At 73.4% G+C, this 14,090-nt stretch carries 16 protein-coding genes; 8 read left to right on the top strand and 8 right to left on the bottom strand.

Features of this window, described 5'->3' with window-relative positions:
• Window positions 1-180 precede the first annotated feature (180 nt).
• Complete coding sequence (locus ACGF12_RS03265) at window positions 181-813, top strand: O-methyltransferase (protein WP_380615729.1); 633 nt, start codon at window positions 181-183, stop codon at window positions 811-813.
• Between the two features lie 98 nt (window positions 814-911).
• Here the strand turns inward: ACGF12_RS03265 and ACGF12_RS03260 are convergent, their stop codons facing one another.
• A complete protein-coding gene (locus ACGF12_RS03260) occupies window positions 912-1,079 on the bottom strand; it encodes a DUF3117 domain-containing protein (RefSeq protein WP_270144370.1) in 168 nt (55 codons plus the stop codon).
• Between the two features lie 296 nt (window positions 1,080-1,375).
• Here ACGF12_RS03260 and ACGF12_RS03255 point away from each other — a divergent pair, with 296 nt between their 5' ends.
• Window positions 1,376-2,176 (top strand): enoyl-CoA hydratase-related protein, encoded by an 801-nt coding sequence (locus ACGF12_RS03255; protein WP_393024784.1) that lies wholly within the window; start codon window positions 1,376-1,378, stop codon window positions 2,174-2,176.
• Window positions 2,177-2,179: 3 nt separating this feature from the next.
• Here the strand turns inward: ACGF12_RS03255 and ACGF12_RS03250 are convergent, their stop codons facing one another.
• The gene (locus ACGF12_RS03250; RefSeq protein ID WP_393024781.1) at window positions 2,180-2,779 is read right to left on the bottom strand and encodes a DNA-3-methyladenine glycosylase I; all 600 of its coding nucleotides are present in this window, start codon (window positions 2,777-2,779) and stop codon (window positions 2,180-2,182) included.
• Entirely contained in the window at window positions 2,776-3,204 is a 429-nt protein-coding gene (locus ACGF12_RS03245; protein ID WP_393024778.1) for a DivIVA domain-containing protein, read from the bottom strand. Before ACGF12_RS03245 ends, ACGF12_RS03250 begins: the two co-directional genes overlap by 4 nt.
• A gap of 180 nt (window positions 3,205-3,384) precedes the next feature.
• On the opposite strand from ACGF12_RS03245, the gene folP reads away from it, so the two are divergent.
• The gene (gene folP / locus ACGF12_RS03240; RefSeq protein WP_393025184.1) at window positions 3,385-4,197 is read left to right on the top strand and encodes a dihydropteroate synthase; all 813 of its coding nucleotides are present in this window, start codon (window positions 3,385-3,387) and stop codon (window positions 4,195-4,197) included.
• Window positions 4,198-4,340: 143 nt separating this feature from the next.
• On the opposite strand, the gene ACGF12_RS03235 is transcribed toward folP, so the two are convergent.
• On the bottom strand, window positions 4,341-5,150 hold the full coding sequence (locus ACGF12_RS03235) for a TIGR00730 family Rossman fold protein (protein WP_393024776.1): 810 nt from the start codon (window positions 5,148-5,150) through the stop codon (window positions 4,341-4,343).
• 113 nt (window positions 5,151-5,263) lie between these two features.
• Window positions 5,264-6,340 carry a succinyl-diaminopimelate desuccinylase gene (dapE, locus tag ACGF12_RS03230; protein ID WP_393024773.1) on the bottom strand — a complete coding sequence of 359 codons (1,077 nt, stop codon included), beginning with the start codon at window positions 6,338-6,340 and terminating at the stop codon, window positions 5,264-5,266.
• Window positions 6,341-6,485: 145 nt separating this feature from the next.
• On the opposite strand from dapE, the gene ACGF12_RS03225 reads away from it, so the two are divergent.
• Window positions 6,486-7,553 carry a hypothetical protein gene (locus ACGF12_RS03225; RefSeq protein WP_393024770.1) on the top strand — a complete coding sequence of 356 codons (1,068 nt, stop codon included), beginning with the start codon at window positions 6,486-6,488 and terminating at the stop codon, window positions 7,551-7,553.
• A 309-nt stretch (window positions 7,554-7,862) separates the two neighbouring features.
• Entirely contained in the window at window positions 7,863-8,666 is an 804-nt protein-coding gene (locus ACGF12_RS03220) for a hypothetical protein (RefSeq protein ID WP_393024767.1), read from the top strand.
• 100 nt (window positions 8,667-8,766) lie between these two features.
• Here the strand turns inward: ACGF12_RS03220 and dapC are convergent, their stop codons facing one another.
• Both dapC and fdxA read right to left on the bottom strand, forming a co-directional pair.
• Window positions 8,767-9,930: a succinyldiaminopimelate transaminase gene (gene dapC / locus ACGF12_RS03215; RefSeq protein ID WP_393024764.1), complete on the bottom strand. Its 1,164-nt coding sequence runs from the start codon at window positions 9,928-9,930 to the stop codon at window positions 8,767-8,769.
• 20 nt (window positions 9,931-9,950) lie between these two features.
• Window positions 9,951-10,277, bottom strand: a complete 327-nt coding sequence (gene fdxA / locus ACGF12_RS03210) for a ferredoxin (protein ID WP_350511846.1) — start codon at window positions 10,275-10,277, stop codon at window positions 9,951-9,953.
• Between the two features lie 200 nt (window positions 10,278-10,477).
• Here fdxA and ACGF12_RS03205 point away from each other — a divergent pair, with 200 nt between their 5' ends.
• Entirely contained in the window at window positions 10,478-11,413 is a 936-nt protein-coding gene (locus ACGF12_RS03205; protein ID WP_393024761.1) for a GNAT family N-acetyltransferase, read from the top strand.
• 31 nt (window positions 11,414-11,444) lie between these two features.
• On the top strand, window positions 11,445-12,353 hold the full coding sequence (locus ACGF12_RS03200) for a transglutaminase family protein (protein ID WP_393024758.1): 909 nt from the start codon (window positions 11,445-11,447) through the stop codon (window positions 12,351-12,353).
• Between the two features lie 12 nt (window positions 12,354-12,365).
• Here the strand turns inward: ACGF12_RS03200 and ACGF12_RS03195 are convergent, their stop codons facing one another.
• Window positions 12,366-12,995, bottom strand: coding sequence for a response regulator transcription factor (locus tag ACGF12_RS03195; RefSeq protein WP_393024756.1), 630 nt, complete (start codon window positions 12,993-12,995; stop codon window positions 12,366-12,368).
• Window positions 12,996-13,103: 108 nt separating this feature from the next.
• On the opposite strand from ACGF12_RS03195, the gene ACGF12_RS03190 reads away from it, so the two are divergent.
• Window positions 13,104-13,601 carry a GNAT family N-acetyltransferase gene (locus ACGF12_RS03190; protein ID WP_393024753.1) on the top strand — a complete coding sequence of 166 codons (498 nt, stop codon included), beginning with the start codon at window positions 13,104-13,106 and terminating at the stop codon, window positions 13,599-13,601.
• Window positions 13,602-14,090 lie beyond the last annotated feature (489 nt).

Raw genomic sequence — 14,090 nt, 5'->3', positions numbered from 1 at the left:
CACCATATCCACCTCACCCGTCAAGCCCGGATAAAAGTGCCCGGGAGGTCTCCCGCACCCGGTCCTCAGTGACAACGGCCCGCCGCCGTACGCGGTTCCCGCCCGGCCAGTAATCTGTGGCAGGAAATATCGACATCCCCCGGCACCGGGCCGCCACCCGGGGCTCCGAAAGAGGCAGCCATCAGCGAGTTCGGGCCCGCGCGCGCGGCCCTCGCCGACACCTACGTGGGCGAGGACGCGGTGCTGACCTACGCCCGGGCGCAGTCCGCGCGGACCGGGATACGGGCCATCGGGCCGAGCGGCGGGGCGTGCCTGCGGCTGCTGGCCGCCGCGCTGGACGCCAAGGCGGTGGCCGAGATCGGCACCGGCACAGGCGTGTCAGGCGTCTACCTGCTGCGCGGCATGCGCCCGGACGGCGTGCTCACCACGGTGGACTCCGAGCCGGTGCGCCAGCAGCTGGCCCGCGAGGCGTACCAGGCGGCCGGGTTCGCGGCCAACCGCTCGCGGTTCATACCGGGCCGGGCACTGGAGGTGCTGCCCCGGCTCGCCGACGGCCAGTACGACCTGGTGTTCTGCGACGGCGATCCGGCCGAGTCCCGGGAGTACCTGCTGGAGGCGCTGCGGCTGCTGCGGCCGGGCGGGATGGTCTGCTTCGAGGGGGTCTTCCAGGAGGGCCGGCTCGCCGAGCCGGAGCTGCAGGACCCGCAGACCGGCGCGGTGCGGGACCTGGTCCGGGACGTACGGGAGAGCGAGGCGCTGCTGCCCGCACTGCTGCCGGTCTCGGACGGGCTGCTCTGCGCCGTCAAGCGGTAGGGGCCGCCCGCCCCGGAGACCGCGCGGGCCCGGGCCGACGTGACGTCGTACCCGGGCCCGGCAGTACGTCTCCAGGAGACGGCGAGCACCCGCTGCGGTCAGCCGGTGACCTTCATGAGGGCATCGCCCAGGGCTTCGGCCTCGTCAGGCGTGAGCTCCACCACGAGGCGTCCGCCGCCTTCGAGCGGAACGCGCATGATGATGCCCCGCCCCTCTTTGGTGACTTCGAGCGGGCCGTCACCCGTCCGCGGCTTCATGGCCGCCATGCTCGTTCCCCTTCCTGCAACCGCTCAGCTACGCACCGGCAGTCCGTCCACCGCCGGTATCGAACGCATTGATCGGAAGCCATTATCCCGCATGCCACGGCCTGATGACCAACATCACTCTCGGTGCAACATCGGCCGGACCGACTCCAACCGCCGCAATTGGCGTCATAAGCCCCGGTGCGGTGGCGGTACCGGCACCGCGGGAAGGTGCGATACCTCACACTCCCCAGTCCGGCCCGCGCTCCGGCATCCTGGCACGACCACCGACGCGACGATCGTTTAGGGAGCCCTCCCCCATGTCCGATTCCGTGCTGTACGAGCTGGACGGCGGCCTGGCCGTCATCACCATCAACCGCCCGGAGGCGATGAACGCCCTGGACGTCGCCACCAAGGTGGCGCTGCGCGACGCCGTGACCGAGGCGGCCGGGGACCCGGCGGTGCGGGCGGTGCTGCTGACCGGGGCCGGCGACCGGGCGTTCTGCGTCGGGCAGGACCTGAACGAGCACCTGGCGCTGCTGAAGCGGTTCGAGGAGACCGGCGAGGGCGCGCTGCGGACCGTCGCCGAGCACTACAACCCGCTGACCCGGGCGCTGGCCGGGATGCGCAAGCCGACCGTCGCCGCGGTCGGCGGGGTGGCGGCCGGCGCGGGCGCCTCGCTCGCCTTCGCCTGCGACTTCCGGATCATCTCCGACCGGGCCGGCTTCAACACCGCCTTCGCCGGGATCGGCCTGACCGCCGACTCGGGGGCGTCCTGGACGCTGCCCCGGCTGGTCGGACACGCCAAGGCCACCGAGCTGCTGATGCTGCCCCGCACGGTCAAGGCCGCCGAGGCGATGGAGCTGGGCCTGGCCACCAAGGTCGTGCCGGCCGAGGAACTCGCCGCCACCGCGCGGGTCTTCGCCCGCGAGCTGGCCGAGGGCCCGACCGTGGCCTACGGCGCCATCAAGGAGTCGCTGGCGTACGGCGCTTCCCACTCGCTGGACGAACTGCTCGACAAGGAGGACGAGCTGCAGACCCTGGCCGGCGAGAGCGAGGACCACCGGATCGCGGTGCGCGCCTTCATCGCCAAGGAGAAGCCGAAGTACGTCGGGCGCTGAGGCTCAGCGCCGCTTCCTCCCGCCGGTGCGGACGTGGCAGTCCGCCAGGTGGTCGTCGACCAGACCGCAGGCCTGCATCAGGGCGTAGGCGGTGGTCGGGCCGACGAAGCGGAAGCCCGCCTTCTTCAGCGCCTTCGCCAGGGCCGTCGACTCGGGTGTGACGGCCGGCACCTCCGCCGGCGTGCGGGGGGCCGGCCGGTCCGGGTCGGCGGCGAACTGCCAGATCAGCGCGTCCAGGCCGCCGTCCAGCTCGCGGGCGACCCGGGCGTTGGCGATCGCCGCCTCGATCTTGGCCCGGTTGCGGATGATGCCGGTGTCGGCGAGCAGCCGCTCCTCGTCCGCCTCGCCGAACTCGGCGACCTCGGCGATCCGGAAGCCGGCGAACGCGGCCCGGAACCCCTCGCGGCGGCGCAGGATGGTCAGCCAGGACAGGCCGGACTGGAAGGCCTCCAGGCAGACCCGCTCGAACAGGGCGTCGTCGCCGTGCACCGGGCGGCCCCACTCGGTGTCGTGGTAGACGCGGTAGTCGTCCGTCGACTCGCCCCAGCCGCAGCGGCGCAGGCCGTCCGCGCCGAGCACCGCGCCTTCGACGACCTCTGTCACTGCTGCGTCCCCGGCTTGGCGTCCTCGGGGGCCGGCTGCTCGGTGAGCGCGGCGGCGGGCTGGACCACCTTGGCGAACTCCTCCAGGCCCGGCAGCGGTTCGGCGCCCGGGTCCGGGGCGGTGGTGGCCTCGACCGCGCCGCGCAGGTGGGCGGCGGCCTCCAGCTCGGCGATCCGCGAGTCGCGGTAGGCGAGTTCGGCGCCGAGGCGGTCCAGGACGTCGTCCACCTCGTCCATCCGGTAGCCGCGCACGGCCATCGGCAGGCGCAGGTCGTCCACGTCCGTCTTGCTCAGCGGTCGGTCCTGCGGCAGCCGCGCGGCCATGCGGTCCGGCACCGCCTCCGGCATCGAGCCGCCCCCGCCCAGCGCCACCAGCGCGGCGCCGCCGACCACCACGGCCATGGCGACCACGATCACCCAGAACACGAGCTGTCCTCCCGAACTCCCGGCCGGTCCTCGATCAAGTGCCAGGGAACCAGACTGATCATGACAGCATGGTCCCTAGTGAGGCCGGGGGCCATCATCGCACCCGCAGGAGCTGTGGAGGAGACATCGGTGGCACTGCGCCTGGGACCGCGCGAATTCGGTGAGGACGAGCTGGTGATCATGGCGATCGTGAACCGGACGCCGGACTCGTTCTTCGACAAGGGCTCGACCTTCACCGACGAGGCCGCGTTCGCCGCCGCCGACCGCGCGATGGCCGAGGGCGCCGCGATCCTGGACATCGGCGGGGTGAAGGCCGGCCCCGGCGACGAGGTCACGGTCGAGGAGGAGCTGCGGCGCACCGTCCCCTTCGTGGCCGAGCTGCGCAAGCGCCACCCCGACGCGGTGATCAGCGTGGACACCTGGCGGCACGAGGTCGGCGAGGCGGTCTGCGAGGTCGGCGCGGACCTGCTGAACGACGCCTGGGGCGGGGTGGACCCGAAGCTCGCCGAGGTGGCCGCCCGGTACGACGCCGGGCTGGTGTGCACCCACGCGGGCGGCGCCGAGCCGCGCACCCGGCCGCACCGGATCGGGTACGAGGACGTGATGGCGGACATCCTGCGGGTGACCGTCGGGCTGGCCGAGCGGGCGGTGGGGCTGGGCGTCCGCCGGGACGCGGTGATCATCGACCCGGGGCACGACTTCGGCAAGAACACCCGGCACTCGCTGGAGGCCACCCGGCGGCTGCCGGAGATGACCGCGACCGGCTTCCCGGTACTGGTCTCGCTCTCCAACAAGGACTTCGTCGGCGAGACCCTGGACCGGCCGGTGAACGAGCGGCTGCTCGGCACCCTGGCCACCACGGCGGTCTCGGCCTGGCTGGGCGCGCAGGTCTACCGGGTGCACCAGGTCGCGGAGACCCGCCAGGTGCTGGACATGGTCGCCTCGATCCGGGGCACCCGCCCCCCGGCGGTCGCCCGCCGGGGGCTGGCCTAGGACTCTCTTGTTGGCGCTCGGCTCGCCTCCGGGGCGCTCGGACCCGGTGCCGACGTTCGTCACTCCGGCGCTCGTGCCTCGCTTGTCGCTCCTCGCTTTCGGCACCGGCGCGCCCCTTCGGCTCGCTCGCGGGCTCGCTCGCGCTAGATCTCGTTGGCGGGCCGGCGGGCGTCGGCGAGGATCTTCATGACCTCGTCGATCTCGTCGGTGATGTGGAACAGCTCCAGGTCGTGCGGGGCCGCCTTGCCCTGCGCGACCAGGGTGGTCTTCAGCCACTCGTAGAGGCCGCCCCAGTAGGCGCTGCCGTAGAGGATCACCGGGAAGCGGGTGACCTTCTTCGTCTGCACCAGCGTCAGCGCCTCGAACAGCTCGTCCAGCGTGCCCAGCCCGCCGGGCAGGACCACGAAGCCCTGGGCGTACTTCACGAACATCGTCTTGCGGACGAAGAAGTAACGGAAGTTCAGCCCGAGGTCGACGTACTCGTTGAGGCCCTGCTCGAAGGGCAGCTCGATGCCGAGCCCGACGCTCAGACCACCGGCCTCGGAGGCGCCGCGGTTGGCGGCCTCCATCGCACCCGGGCCGCCGCCGGTGATCACCGCGTAGCCGGCCTCGGCGAGGGCCCGGCCGATGGCCACCCCGGCCTCGTACTCGGGCGAGTCGGCCGGGGTCCGGGCCGAGCCGAAGACGCTGATCGCGGGCGGGAGTTCGGCGAGGGCGCCGAAGCCCTCGACGAACTCGGAGGTGATCCGCAGCACCCGCCAGGGGTCGGTGTGCAGCCAGTCGGTGGGACCGGTGGTGTCCAGCAGGCGCTGGTCCGTGGTGCTCGTGCCGACCTGGTCCCGGCGCACCAGCACCGGGCCCTTCTGCTTCTCGGGCCAGGCCTTCTTCTTCCGCGGCACGCCGACCTGCTCGGGGCCGTGTCCGTAGTGCTTGTCGTCTCCTGTGCCTGTCATGACGAAACCCTACGCCGACCTTCCCCCGTTTTCAGGCAACGGGGGAAGGTCGGTTGGGCAACCGGAAGATGGCCTTCAGCAGCTGATCGGATCAGTGGCCGAACGGACCCGGTTCAGCTGGTCAGCCAGGCGCGCAGCCGGTCCTCGGTCTCGGCGATGGCACTCAGCGAGCAGTGCTCGTCCCGCTTGTGCGCGTAGTTCGGGTCGCCGGGGCCGTAGTTGACCGCCGGGACGCCGAGTGCGCTGAACCGGGCGACGTCGGTCCAGCCGAACTTGGCCCGGGCCTGGCCGCCGGTGGCCGCCAGGAAGGCCTGGGCGGCGGGCTGGGAGAGGCCGGGCAGCGCGCCCGCGGCGAAGTCGGTCACGGTCAGCTCGAAGCCGTCGAAGACCTCGCGCACGTGCTTCTCCGCCTCGGCCTCGCTGCGGTCCGGCGCGTAGCGGAAGTTGATCGTGATCACGCACTCGTCCGGGATGACGTTGCCGGCCACGCCGCCGTCGATCCGCACCGCGTTGAGTCCCTCGCGGTACTCCAGGCCGTCGATCTCCACCCGGCGCGGCTGGTACTGCGCGAGCCGGGTGAGCACCTCGGCGGCGCGGTGGATGGCGTTGTCGCCGAGCCAGCTGCGGGCCGCGTGGGCGCGCACGCCGGAGAGCCGGATCTGCGCCCGCAGGGTGCCCTGGCAGCCGCCCTCGACCACGGCGTCACTGGGCTCCATCAGCACCGCGAAGTCGGCGGCCAGCCACTCCGGACGGTCCTTGGCGAGGTGGCCGAGGCCGTTGCGGTGGGCCTCCACCTCCTCGCAGTCGTAGAACACGTAGGTGAGGTCGCGGTTGGGCTCGGTCAGGGTGGCGGCCAGGCGCAGCGCGACGGCCACGCCGGACTTCATGTCCGAGGTGCCGCAGCCGTAGAGCAGGTCCCCCTCGACGTACGAGGGCAGGTTGTCGGCGATCGGCACGGTGTCCAGGTGGCCGGCCAGGACGACGCGCTCGCCGCGGCCGAGGGTGGTGCGGGCGACCACGTTGTTGCCGTACCGGTCCACGGTGAGGTGCGGGTAGCCGCGCAGGGCGGCCTCCACGGCGTCGGCGAGCGCCTGCTCGTCGCCGCTCACCGAGGGGAAGTCGACGAGCCGGGCGGTCAGCGTGCCGCCGTCGAGAGTGAGGTCCAGGGGCGTCGGGTTCGGGCTGCTCATGGCGCCAGCCTATCCGCGTGGCCGTGCCGCCGATGTGGTCGTTCCGTGACACGGAACGCACGTGGATCGGCAACCGGGATGCGCCGCACATCCGTCCGAGTAGGTACGGTGTCGGATCAAGAAGGCGGGCGCGAGAGGGGCGAGGGTGGCCAGGAGAAGGCGCAGCAAGGAGCTGGGCGAGGAGCTGGGCGATGAAGTGGCGCCCCGCCGCCGCGGTCCGGTGCGCGCGCTGCTGCTCGTGCTGGTCGGGCTGCTCGGCCTGGCGTTGGTCGCGGGCCTGGCGGTGGTCGGGATCTGGTGGTTCGGGTTCCGGCCGGGCGTCTCCGAGGAGTGCTCGGTGAAGACCGCGGCCGGCAGCGGGACGCTGGAGCTGCCGCAGGCCGCCAACGCGGCGACGATCGCCGCGGTGGCGCGGTCGCGCGGGCTGCCGGACCGGGCGACGGCGATCTCGCTGGCGACCGCCATGCAGGAGTCCAAGCTGCGCAACCTCGCGGGCGGTGACCGGGACTCGATCGGCCTGTTCCAGCAGCGGCCGTCGATGGGCTGGGGCACCCCGACGCAGATCGCGGACCCGGTGTACGCGACCAACAAGTTCCTGGACGGCCTGGTCAAGGTGCCCGGCTACACCCGGATGCCGCTGACCGACGCGGCGCAGGCGGTGCAGAAGAGCGGCTATCCGCAGGCGTACGCCAAGCACGAGACCAAGGCGACCCTGCTGACCTCGGCGCTGGCCGGGCGCGAGCCGGCCTCCTTCACCTGCGTGGTGCACGACTACGCCAAGCCGGACCCGGCCGACTCGCCGTCGCCGACCGCGGGTGCCTCGGCCACCCCGGTCGCCCAGCCGGACCGTGCCCAGGTGCTGTCCGACCGGGTGCGCCGGGAGTTCGGCCGCACCGTCACACCGGCCACCGGCTACACCTCGACGATCAAGGGCGCCGAGAACGCGGTCTCGCTGACCCCGGACCCGGCGACCGCGGCGCTGACCTCCTCGGCGGACGCCGGCGGCGACGCCGGGGCGAGCGCGGAGCGGACCAGCGGCTGGGAGGTGGCCCACTGGGCGGTCGCGCAGGCCCAGCAGCTGGGCATCGCGACGGTCGCCTACGACGGGAAGATCTGGCGCAAGACCAAGTCCGAGGACGGCTGGCAGACCCAGACCTCGGGGACGTCGACCAAGCTCGTTCAGGTCACCCTGGCCCCGTACGACAAGAGCTGACGCACAGACGTACGGGTTGCCGCCGGACGGGTGATTTCGGTCAACTCCGGTGGACCGGCCGCCCGTTCCGGCGAACCCGGGTGGAGAACCGTCACTTCCCTTGGCCGGGGCCGATCCGACGGGGTACGGCGGGGTCCGGTGGACCCCGCCGCTGTGGTCATACGATCCGATGGTCGGTTTGGAACTTTCCTTGCCCCGGCCGAAACCTTCTGGCTTCTCAAGCGGTAACAACCTCGTCCGCCCGGTCCCGTCCAGGCCCGGTCGTCCACCCGGCGGACGGGACGGACCCAGACCCCTTCGAGGAGCCCCATGTCTCACCCCCTCACGCGCCGGATCGCCCAGGCCGCGCTCGTCGTGGCCGCCGGAGCGACCCCGCTGGTCGCGGCCGGCTCCGCGTCCGCCCTGGGCGGGGACGCCCTGCTTCCCAAGAGCGACCTCGCGGCGCCGCTGGGCCAGCTGACCAACACCGACACCGGTTCCACCCTGCAGCACACCACCCACCAGCTCGGCCAGGCGGCCGGCACCACCGGCGCGGCCACCGTCGCCGCGGGCGTGCCGGCCTCCGCCGACGCCGCCGGCGGCATCGTCGCCCACCAGCTCCCCGAGGCGAACGAGAAGGCCAGCTCGCTGACCGCCCCGGTCGACCAGACCGCCGCCACCACCGGCCAGCTCTCCGCCATCACCCCGAAGGTCACCTCGGCGCTGGCCGGCAAGCTCGGCGAGGCCGTCACCGGCAAGGGCATGGGAACCCGCAGCGCCAACGCCGGCACCGGCCCGGTCGGCGGGCTCGGCCAGGCGGGCGCCGTCGCCCAGGCCCTGCCCGGCACCGACAAGCTCTCCAGCGCCGTCCCCGGCCCCAACGCCGTCACCGACGCGCTGCCGCTCGGCTCGGTGCAGCGCGCGCTGCCGGTCGGCTCGGTCGAGCACGCCCTGCCCGGCGGCCTGCCCGGCACCGACGTCCTGGGCCTCGCGGAGCACGGCTCGGCCAACCGCCTCGGCGGCGCCGACCTCGGCCCGCACAACCCGCTCTCCGGCCTGACCGGCGCGCTCGGCCCGGTGAGCGGCCTGCTGGGCGGTGTCAACGGCGGCGGCATCAGCGGCCTGCCGCTGTAGTCCGCGGTGGTTCCCGGTAGCCCCCGGTAGTCCCTGGTAGTCCGCACAGGCCGAAGGGGCCGGTGTTCCCGCTCGGAACACCGGCCCCTTCGACGTGTCGTCAGCGCGCCGCGTTCAGCCGCTCGACGGCCGCGGCGACCCGCTCGTCGGTCGCGGTGAAGGCGACCCGGACGAAGCGCTCGCCGGCCGGGCCGTAGAAGTCGCCGGGCGCCACCAGGATGCCCAGAGCGGCCAGTTCGGCCACGGTCTCCCAGCACGGCCGGTCCTGGGTCGCCCACAGGTAGAGGCTCGCCTCGGAGTGCTCGACGCGGAAGCCGTACGCCTCCAGCGCCGCCCGCAGCGCCGAGCGCCGGGCCGCGTACCGCTCCCGCTGCTCGGCCACGTGGGCGTCGTCCGCCAGCGCCGCGATCGTCGCCGCCTGGACCGGCGCCGGCACGATCATGCCGCCGTGCTTGCGCACCTCCAGCAGCTCCTTGACCACCACCGGGTCGCCCGCCACGAAGGAGGCGCGGTAGCCGGCCAGGTTGGAGCGCTTGGAGAGCGAGTGGACGGCCAGCAGGCCCTCGTGCTGCGTTCCGTCGTCAGGGCCGCCGCAGACGTCCGGGTGCAGGACGGAGACCGGGTCGGCCTCCCAGCCCAGCTCCAGGTAGCACTCGTCGCTGACCAGCAGCGCCCGGTGCTCCCGGGCCCACTCGACGGCGCGGCGCAGCTCGTCCCCGCCGAGCACCCGGCCGGTCGGGTTGGACGGCGAGTTCACCCAGAGCAGGCGCACCCGGGAGCCGTCCAGCTCGTCCACCGAGTCGTACTCGACCGGCTCGGCTCCGCACAGCCGGGCGCCGACCTCGTAGGTCGGGTAGGCCAGCCGCGGGTAGGCGACCTGGTCGCCCGGGCCGAGGCCGAGCTGGGTCGGCAGCCAGGCCACCAGCTCCTTGGACCCGACGGTCGGCAGGACGGCCTGCGGGCCGATCTCGGCGCCGCAGCGGCGGTGCAGCCAGCCGGCGATCGCCTCGCGCAGCTCCAGGGGGCCCCAGACGGTCGGGTAGCCGGGCGTGTCGGTGTGGGCGGCCAGCGCCTTCTGGATCACCTCGGGGACCGGGTCGACGGGGGTGCCGACGGAGAAGTCGCAGAGGCCGCCCGGGTGGGCGAGGGCGGTGGCCTTGTAGGGCTCCAGCTTGTCCCAGGGGAAGACGGGCAGCCGGTCGGAAACGCGGCGCGCCGCCCCCGGGTGGCCCGGGAACGGCGCGCGCGTGTTGTTCGTGCTCACAGCTCAGTAGCCACCGATCGTCAGTGGTCGGCGTTCTGCGGCGGCAGAGCGGCGATGAACGGGTGGTCCCGCTCGATCAGGCCGAGCTTCGAGGCGCCACCGGGCGAGCCCAGGTCGTCGAAGAACTCGACGTTCGCCTTGTAGTAGTCCTTCCACTCCTCCGGAGTGTCGTCCTCGTAGAAGATCGCCTCGACCGGGCAGACCGGCTCACAAGCACCACAGTCGACACACTCATCCGGGTGGATGTAGAGGGAACGGCTGCCCTCGTAGATGCAGTCAACCGGGCACTCTTCGATGCACGCCTTGTCCTTCACGTCGACACAAGGCTGCGCGATGACGTAGGTCACGCTGTCGTTCCTCCTCGGAAGGGCCCTGGCGGCCCGTTCTGTTCTGCTCGCGTGCGCGGTGAGCGCGGCGTCGTCGATGCCCGCCCCTAGTATCGCGGGTCGGAGACCGCAAATGCACAGGAGGTGGCCGGATCATGACTCGGGACCCGCTGGACAGCCGCCCGGAAGTCCGGATAGATCGCTCTGACGTGGGACGACGCGTGTCCGTACGACGGGTGTCCGAGTTCGTGGACGACCGTCCGGTGTTCCGCGATGTGATCGGGGTGCTCACATCGTGGGACGATCATGGGCTCACCGTAGCACCGCGCTCGGGCGAGCCGGTCTCCTTCCCGGAGAAACTGCTGGTCGCGGGCAAGGCCGTCCCGCTGTTCCCGGCCCGGCGGGTGCCGCAGCCGGCCGCCACGCCCGTCGAGCTGCAGCGGATCGCCGGGCGCGGCTGGCCCGGGGTCCAGCAGGAGGCGCTCGGCGAGTGGACCCTGCGGGCCGCGTCCGGGTTCACCCAGCGGGCCAACTCCGTCCAGGCGCTCGGCGAGCCGGGGCTGCCGCTGCCGGAGGCGCTGGCCGCCGTCCGGGACTGGTACGCGGCACGCGGCCTGCCCGCGCTGGTCGAGGTGGTCACCCCCGGGACGACGGACGAACTGCGGGCGCTGCTGGGCCCACTGCGCTCGCCGACCCTGGTGCGCACGGCCGCGCTGGCCGGGGTGGCCCGGGCCGGCGCCGGGCACGACCGGGTCCGGCTCTCGCGGACCGCGGACGCGGACTGGATGTCGCTGTACGGGCGGCTGAGCGAGGACCCGGCGGTGCGGGAGGCGGCCCGGCGGGTGCTGCACGGCGGCCCGTCGGTCTGGTTCGCCACCGTGCCGGGCGCCCCCGGGCAGCCGCCGCTGGCGATCGGACGCTGCGTCATCGACGGGCCCTGGGCCTGCCTCGGCGCGATCGAGGTCCAGCCGTACGCCCGGCGGGCCGGGCTGGCGACGGCGGTCATGGCCGTGCTCGCCGCCCGGGCGGCCGAGGAGGGGGCGAGCGGCGCGTACCTGCAGGTCGAGGCCGGGAACGGCGGTGCGATCGCGCTCTATGACGGACTCGGCTTCACGACCAGTCACACTTACCACTACGCACCCCTGCCCCAGGGGTAGCCGCCCGACCGCTACGTCCCCGTTTGTCCGCTTGTCCGTCCGTCGCACGAAGGCCGTCGTCGTCACCGTGACCGAGCAGAGCAGAGACCGCTTCCGGACCGCCGCCCGCGCCGAGCAGCCCGACCCGGTGCTGCTCTGCCTGCTCGCCGCCGCCGAGCACGCCCCGGTCCTCGACCCGGGCGACGTCGGCGAACCGCCCGGCGTCGACGCCCTGCTCGCCGCCTGCGAGGCCGCGCTGGACCGGCACGCGGCCGCCGTGCGGCTCGCCGTCGCCGAGCGCTCGCCCTCCGGCCCGGAGGAGACCGCTGCCCTGCTCGCCGCCGTCCTCGGCGGGCGGGAGCGGTTCCACGGGCGGATGTCCGACTACCGGCGGCTGGAGTCCTCGCTGCTGCCGGACGTGTTGCGGCGCCGGCGCGGACTGCCGATCATGCTCTCGCTGGTGTGGACGGCGGTCGGACGGCGGGCCGGGCTCACCGTCCACGGCATCGGGCTGCCCGGCCACTTCATCGTCGCGGTCGGCGGCCCGGCCGGCGGCGAGGACTACGTGCTCGCCGACCCCTTCCACGGCGGCCGGCTGCTCGACCCGGCCGACGTCGAACAGCTGGTCGCCGGCGCCGGGCACGAGTTCACCCCCGACCTGCTCACCCCCGCCCAGCCGCTGGACATCGTGCTGCGGGTGCTCGGCAACATCCGGGCCTGGGCCGCCGACCGGCCCGAGCACGCCCGCACCCAGCTGTGGGCCACCGAGCTCGCCCTGCTGCTCCCCCGGCACCCGGCCCAGCTCCGGCTGGAACGGGCCGAACTCCTGGTGCGGACGGGGGACTTCCTCGGCGGCTCGGCGGAGATGGACGCCTACGCGCAGATCCTGGACGCCTTCGACCCGGACACCGCCGCCAAGGTCCGCCAGGAGGCCAGGGCGGCCCGGCACCGGCTCAACTGACCGTCCGCGGGGTTACAGCCAGCCCTTCTCCCGGGCGATCCGGACCGCCTCGGTGCGGTTGCGGGCCTCGGTCTTCTGGATCGCCATCGACAGGTAGTTGCGGACCGTCCCCTCCGACAGGTGCAGCCGCTTGGCGATGTCCGCGTTCACCGCGCCGTCGGCGGCCGCCCCCAGCACGTCCCGCTCGCGCGCGGTCAGCGGGTTGGCGCCCTCGGCCAGCGCGGCCGCCGCCAGCGCCGGGTCGATCACCCGCTCGCCGCGCAGCACCCGGCGGATCGCCTCGGCGAGCTCGGAGGCGGGCGCGTCCTTCACCAGGAAGGCGTCCGCGCCGTACTCCATCGCCCGGCGCAGATAGCCGGGGCGGCCGAAGGTCGTCGCGATCACCACCTTCGTCCGCGGCGCCCTGCGGTGCAGCTCGGCGGCCGCCTCGATGCCCGTCATGCCCGGCATCTCGATGTCCAGCACGGCGACCTGCACGTCGTTCGCCAGCACCGCCTCCACCACCTCGTCCCCGCGGCCCACCTGCGCGACGACGTCGATGTCCCCCTCCAGCCCGAGCAGCGCCGCCAGCGCCTCGCGGACCATGCCCTGGTCCTCGGCGAGCAGCACGCGGATCGAGGGGCTGTTCCCTGTGTTACCCATGGTCAAGACCTTAGAGGGAGGCCTGAGTTCCCTGTAGGGGGGAGACGCCGAGGTGGACCGCCCGGTATTCGGGTGGTTCACCGAGGCCCTGCGCAGCAGACTGGCCGGATGCCGACCCTGGAGCTCCTCCGCCCCGACCACGCCGACGCCCTGCTCGCCTTCGAACGCGCCAACCGGGCCTGGTTCGCCCGCACCGTCCCCGACCGGGGCGACGCCTACTTCGCCGAGTTCCCGGCCCGCCACGCCGCCCTCCTCGCCGAACAGGCCGAGGGCACCTGCCGGTTCCACGTCATCCTGGACGCCGACGACGCTCTGATCGGCCGGATCAACCTGGTGGACCTCTCGGGCGGCACCGCCGACCTCGGCTACCGCATCGCCGAGTCGGCGGCCGGCCGAGGCCTCGCGAAGGCCGCCGTCGCCGAGGCCTGCCGCCTCGCCGCCACCGCGTACGGCCTGCACGCGCTGAACGCCGCCACCACCCTGGACAACCCGGCCTCCCAGGCCGTCCTCACCCACAACGGGTTCGCGGTCACCGGAGAGATCCTCCTCGGTGACCGCCCCGCCCTGCGCTATCACCGCGACCTGGACCGGCCGGGGCCGGCATGATGGCGGCTATGACGATCCACCGAAAGGCCGATGCCGCGTAAGCGGCCCGGCGCGCTGCGCGCGCACCCTGATCCCGCCCGCCGTTGGGAGACCGCCCCACCGGTCCGGATTCACGGGCTCTCGACCTCGACCAGCCTCGCCGTCCATCGATACGAGCACCTGTCCAGGTCGTACTACGTGTTTCCAGGCGCGACCGAAAGAGCCCTGCGGCGGTACCGGCAGTTCCTGAGCCCTCCCGGCACCCGTCCGCGCTACCCGAGGGCGCTTCACTGCACCTGCCGCGGCTGCTCGTTCGACGACGTACGGCACGCCCGCGACGTTCTGGACGAGGTGCTGGGAGCTCTTCCGCCACGGCCGCGCGGCGAACTCGTCCGGCTCCTGCTCCCCATGGATGCGGCCTACCTCCGCCGCACCCTTTCCGATCCCTTCGCCGACCGCCTCGGGCCGGGCCCCTGGTGGTACCGCCGCCTCGGCGAGCGGTGGGAGTGC

Source organism: Kitasatospora sp. NPDC048296, assembly GCF_043201815.1.
Taxonomy (GTDB): Bacteria; Actinomycetota; Actinomycetes; order Streptomycetales; family Streptomycetaceae; genus Kitasatospora.
Note: the sequence above shows the minus strand (reverse complement) of the source record. Positions and strands in the feature narration are given on the sequence as shown.

Excerpts from the sequence above, each read along its gene's own strand:
- ACGF12_RS03260 (WP_270144370.1), bottom strand. The coding sequence starts at position 1,079 with ATGGCGGCCATGAAGCCGCGGACGGGTGACGGCCCGCTCGAAGTCACC.
- ACGF12_RS03255 (WP_393024784.1), top strand. The coding sequence starts at position 1,376 with ATGTCCGATTCCGTGCTGTACGAGCTGGACGGCGGCCTGGCCGTCATC.
- folP (WP_393025184.1), top strand. The coding sequence starts at position 3,385 with ATGGCGATCGTGAACCGGACGCCGGACTCGTTCTTCGACAAGGGCTCG.
- ACGF12_RS03235 (WP_393024776.1), bottom strand. The coding sequence starts at position 5,150 with ATGACAGGCACAGGAGACGACAAGCACTACGGACACGGCCCCGAGCAG.
- dapE (WP_393024773.1), bottom strand. The coding sequence starts at position 6,340 with ATGAGCAGCCCGAACCCGACGCCCCTGGACCTCACTCTCGACGGCGGC.
- ACGF12_RS03220 (WP_393024767.1), top strand. The coding sequence starts at position 7,863 with ATGTCTCACCCCCTCACGCGCCGGATCGCCCAGGCCGCGCTCGTCGTG.
- ACGF12_RS03195 (WP_393024756.1), bottom strand. The coding sequence starts at position 12,995 with ATGGGTAACACAGGGAACAGCCCCTCGATCCGCGTGCTGCTCGCCGAG.
- ACGF12_RS03190 (WP_393024753.1), top strand. The coding sequence starts at position 13,104 with ATGCCGACCCTGGAGCTCCTCCGCCCCGACCACGCCGACGCCCTGCTC.